5 protein-coding genes are annotated in these 4,551 nt (G+C 67.0%); 4 read left to right on the top strand and 1 reads right to left on the bottom strand.

Translation table 11 applies throughout. The features are described from left to right. Positions 1-917: ABC transporter substrate-binding protein (locus tag VFC51_04290; GenBank protein ID HZT06226.1), on the bottom strand; the 917-nt coding region annotated here is incomplete at its 3' end. Positions 918-1,017: 100 nt separating this feature from the next. On the opposite strand from VFC51_04290, the gene VFC51_04285 reads away from it, so the two are divergent. The 4 genes from VFC51_04285 to VFC51_04270 form a co-directional block, all read left to right on the top strand. Beyond that, positions 1,018-1,950, top strand: a complete 933-nt coding sequence (locus VFC51_04285; GenBank protein ID HZT06225.1) for an SDR family oxidoreductase — start codon at positions 1,018-1,020, stop codon at positions 1,948-1,950. Positions 1,951-2,181: 231 nt separating this feature from the next. Next, entirely contained in the window at positions 2,182-2,574 is a 393-nt protein-coding gene (locus VFC51_04280) for a RidA family protein (GenBank protein HZT06224.1), read from the top strand. A gap of 92 nt (positions 2,575-2,666) precedes the next feature. Continuing rightward, positions 2,667-4,106, top strand: a complete 1,440-nt coding sequence (locus VFC51_04275; GenBank protein HZT06223.1) for a UbiD family decarboxylase — start codon at positions 2,667-2,669, stop codon at positions 4,104-4,106. A gap of 17 nt (positions 4,107-4,123) precedes the next feature. Further along, positions 4,124-4,551: Rieske 2Fe-2S domain-containing protein (locus VFC51_04270; GenBank protein HZT06222.1), on the top strand; the 428-nt coding region annotated here is incomplete at its 3' end.

Here is a 4,551-nt window from a genome sequence, read left to right as displayed (position 1 = left end):
GCCTTGAGGTCGAGGGCCTGGGTGGGAGGGAGGACGTTGTCGCTTCCGAAGTCGATGCTGCCAGAGAGGACGTCGGCGAAGAGGGTGTTCGGGTCGGCGACCTGGCGGACGATGATGCGGTCGACTTTGGGCCGGCCGAGGAAGTAGTCGGGAACGGCGTCGAAGATCACGTCCTCGCCCGGCGTGAACTCCATGAGCTTGAAGGGGCCGACGTGCACGTAGGCCGTCGTCCAGTAGGGTTTGGCGAGAAAGCCGGCGGTGTCCTTCTGGCCGACGACCAGGCTGTCGAAGTCCTCCTCGAGGAGGTGAGCCGGCATCGGCCAGAAGGCGCGCAGGCCGATGGCGTCGGCCATGTAGTAGGGCTGTTTCCACGTAATGGCGAAGGTGCGATCGTCCGGCGCCTCGGCCGACTCCATTAGGGTGGAGGGTCCGATGTCGATGAACGGGAGGGACCGCTCCTGCAGCATCTGGAAGGTGAACAGAAGATCGTGGGAGTTCAGGGGGACACCGTCCGCCCACTTCACGTCCGGACGCAATTTGTAGGTCGCGACCATCCGGCCGTCGGGCAGCAGGCGAAGCCCGCCGTTGTCCTGGGTCGGCTGTTCGGCCAGGAGCCGCGGGATTGGGCGGCCCGTGGTCTTGTCGGCCGTGAACAGCGCCTGCGAGTGAATTTCGATGAAACCGAGGCGCCCGCCCCCGGTATTCGAGCTGCCCGCGATGGAGAAGGCGTCGAGCACGGCGCCCATGCCCATCACGAGGGTCTTGTGCTGGGCGGGCTGGTCGGCGGTCGAATTCTCCCGTGGGCTCGGGCCCGCGCCCCGGCCCGCCGGCGGCTGGGCGCATGCTGCGAGGAGGGAAGCGATGCACAGCGCCGCCTGGAGCCCGACGATCCGCCTCGCCTGTATAGTTGCGGCCACGGTGAGCACCTCCCCGTATACCCGCCCGTGCCCGGGCTGGGTCAACCATTGGGCCGATAGTATTTCGCGGCGCGGGATCGCGCCACCCGGAGGAGAACCCATGCGAATAGATGTACTTCCCCCGCATCCGGAGCTTGAAGGCCGCGTCGCCGTGGTGACGGGCGCCGCGCGAGGCATGGGCCGGGCCTACGTCGAGGGCTTCCTCGCGGCGAAGGCGCGCGTCGTGGCGACGGACCGGACGTGGGCCGGCGTCGAGGATTTTCACCGGCGGCTGGATGCGAGCCCGGAGGCGCTCGCGCTGGACGTGGACGTCACGGACGATCGACAGATCGACGCCGCCTTCGCGGCCACGATGGAGAGATTCGGGACGGTGGACGTCTTGATCAATAACGCGGCGCTGCTGCAGATGTTCCTGGTCAACAAGACCGGTCGCACCACGACCCTCGAGACGAGCGACGACGATTGGGTCAAGAGCTTCGGCGTGAACGTCTTCGGCGCGCTGAAGGTGACGCGCCGGTTCATTCGCCCGATGATCGAGAAGCGCCGGGGCAGCGTGATCAACATCGTAAGCAGCGGCATCCTGGCCTTCTCCCACGGCGGGGCGTACGCGGCGCTACGGCCGAACTCGCGCGAGATGCCCTACATGGCCTCGAAGGCGGCGCTGGCGACGATGAGCTTCTACCTCGCGGACGAGGTACGCCAGCACAACGTCGCCGTGAACATCATGATCCCGGGCCACACGCGTGGCTCCTGGTTCGACGACACGGTCCGCGAGCGGATCGCGGCCGGCATGGCGCCGGGCCGTCGGCCGGTCGTGCCGGAGCACATGCTCCCGCTGGCCCTCTACCTGGCTGGCCAGGACGCGACTGGCGTGACGGGCAGGATGTTCGACGTGATGACGTGGAACGAGGAGCACGGGTTCGGGGGCTACGAGCGGTGGCAGGACCTGAGCCTACCCGAGGACATCGAGCGAGCCTTCGCCTCGGCAAGCGCGCCCATCACGCCCGGGTCAAGCGCAACGACCGCGCGGTAAAGAAGGCCGGCGTCAACCGGCTCCGTCGCGGCCCACGGGGGGAACGGTAAGGATAACATTCTAGTGGTATGACCCGAACCGAATCTTCGAGGCATGATCTTGTGCGAGAGATCAGCTCGACCGTCACGACCAAGGGGCAGGTGACCCCCCGAACGTTCGCAGTACAATGGGTGACGCTATCCAGGCTCCCTCTCATCCTGTAATCGAGCTCACGACGGAAGGAGATTAGCTATGGTGCGCGAGGCCATCCCAACCGAGGGCGGACGCGAGCGCGCGGCGGGCATGGTCGCCGGCGTCAAGGCCGGCGGCTTCATCTTCTTTAGCGCCATTCGCGGCACGGCGCCCGGCACGCGCCAGATGAGCGACGACACCAAGGAGCAGGCCCGCCAGGCGTTCGAAAACCTGAAGGGGCTGCTGGCGGCCTCGGGCGCAACCCTCGACCACGTCGTCAAAGTCACCCTCTACCTCCACGATCTGAAGTACCGAACGCCATTCCACGAGGTGTGGATGGAGTACTTCCCCACCAACCCGCCCGCCCGGATCGCCGTGCGCGTGGCTGACGCCAACACCCAGCCGGGCGGCAACGCCCACTTCGCGCTCGACGTGATCGCCCTCGCGCCCTGATCGTAGGTTCCGCTTCCCGCCCCGATGAAGCGGAGCGCCATCGGCTGCTGACCGCCTTCCTCACCCTCTAAGTCTGCTCGGGAGCGATAAACATGCCACTCTTCGACCTGCGAACGTTCCTGGCCGAATCGGACCGCATGGGCGAGCTGAAGGTCATTCGAGGGGCGGACCCGCACCTCGAGATCGGCGCGATCGCCGAGCTGGCGCTCGACCAGGACGGACCCGCGCTCCTCTTCGACGACGTCGTCGGTTATCCCACCGGTTACCGCGTGGCTTCGAATGTCACCAGCAGCCGGCGGCGCGCCCTCATGGCGCTCGGCATGGACATTGGGCTGCCCGAGGAGGAGATCGCTCCCAAGTTCCAGGACATTTTCGAGCAGTACAGACCGGTCCCCCCGCGCGTCGTCGATAGCGGGCCGATCCTCGAGAACGTCCAGACGGGCGCCGACGTCGATCTGCTCCAGTTCCCCGTTCCCCACTGGCACGAGCTGGACGGCGGGCGCTATATCGGCACTGGGCTCGGCGTGATCCAGCGCGATCCGGATACGGGCGCGGTGAACGTCGGCGCCTATCGGGTGCAGCTCCACGATCGCAACACGCTGATGATCTTCTCCGAGCCGGACAGCGACGGACGCAGCATCATGGAAAAGCACTGGAAACGCGGGGAGGCGTGCCCGGTCGCCATCACCTTCGGTCCGGAGCCGCTCCTCTTCCTCAGCGCGTGCTCGACGAACGGCTCGCCGCGCCACTCCATGGAGGAGTACGAATATACGGGCTACCTCGCCGGCGAGCCGGTGCCCGTCATCCGCGGCTCCGTGACCGGCCTGCCGATCTCGGCCGGCTCCGAGATCGCCATCGAGGGAGAGATCCCGCCACCCGACCGCGAGAGTCACGTCGAGGGGCCGTTCGCGGAGTGGACCGGATACTACGAGTACTCGTCGACCCCGGAGCCGGTCATCCACGTGAAGGCGCTCTACTACCGGACCGATCCGATCCTCTACGGCGCGCCCCCGTTCAAGCATGATAAGCACTACGTGTTCCCGATCCAGATCCGAAGCGCCGGTCTGCTCCGTCACTTTCAGCAGCTCGAGATCCCCGTGCGCAAGATCTGGGACTTCCGACCCCTGGGCGCGACCGTCTTCGCCATCGAGCAGCAGCAGCCCGACGACGTACGGCGCCTCATGGACGAGCTGGACACGATGGGCTCGACGAGCCGCATGCTCATCGTCGTCGACCACGACGTGGACATCCGCGACCCCATGGAAGTGCTGTGGGCGGTCGGGACCCGCTTCGATCCCGAGGAGGCGCGCACCAGCATCGTCCAGAGCCGATGGCTCCTGGACCCCCTCCGCCCCATCGAGGAGCGCGAGAGCCGGAACGCCCTGCCGTACAAGCGGCTCATCATCAACGGCTGCCGGCCCTTCGACCGCCTCGAGAACTTCCCGCCGGTGAATCGCTTCAGCGATCAGCGCCGACGCGAGACCTGGGACAAGTGGAAGATGGCGGAGTGGGCAATACCGACCGTGAAGTAGCGAAGAAGAGGGACGCCATGCTGACGAAAGAAGAGAATGACCTGCTGACCCAGACTGGACCCGGCACCCCGTGCGGCGAGCTCATGCGCCGCTACTGGCAGCCGGCGGCCCTGTCCGAGGAGCTGCCCCCCGGCGGCGCACCGGTCCCCGTGCGCCTCCTGGGCGAGGACCTCGTCCTCTTTCGCGATGACGCTGGCCATCCGGGCCTCCTGAGCCTGCACTGCCCCCATCGGGGCGCCGACCTCTCCTACGGTCGGCTCGAGGACGGCGGGATCCGCTGCATCTACCACGGTTGGCTCTTCGACGTTTCCGGCCGGTGCCTCGAACAGCCCGGGGAGCCAGCCGGCAGCACCTTCCACGAGCGCATCCGTCACACCGCGTACCCATGCGTCGAGAAGAACGGGATCATCTTCGCCTACCTCGGCCCCGGCGAGCCGCCGCTGCT

It is taken from the genome of Chloroflexota bacterium (assembly GCA_035652535.1).
Classification (GTDB): domain Bacteria; phylum Chloroflexota; class UBA6077; order UBA6077; family SHYK01; genus DASRDP01.
The sequence above is the reverse complement of the archived record's forward strand: the minus strand, read 5'-3'. Positions and strand labels throughout refer to the sequence as shown.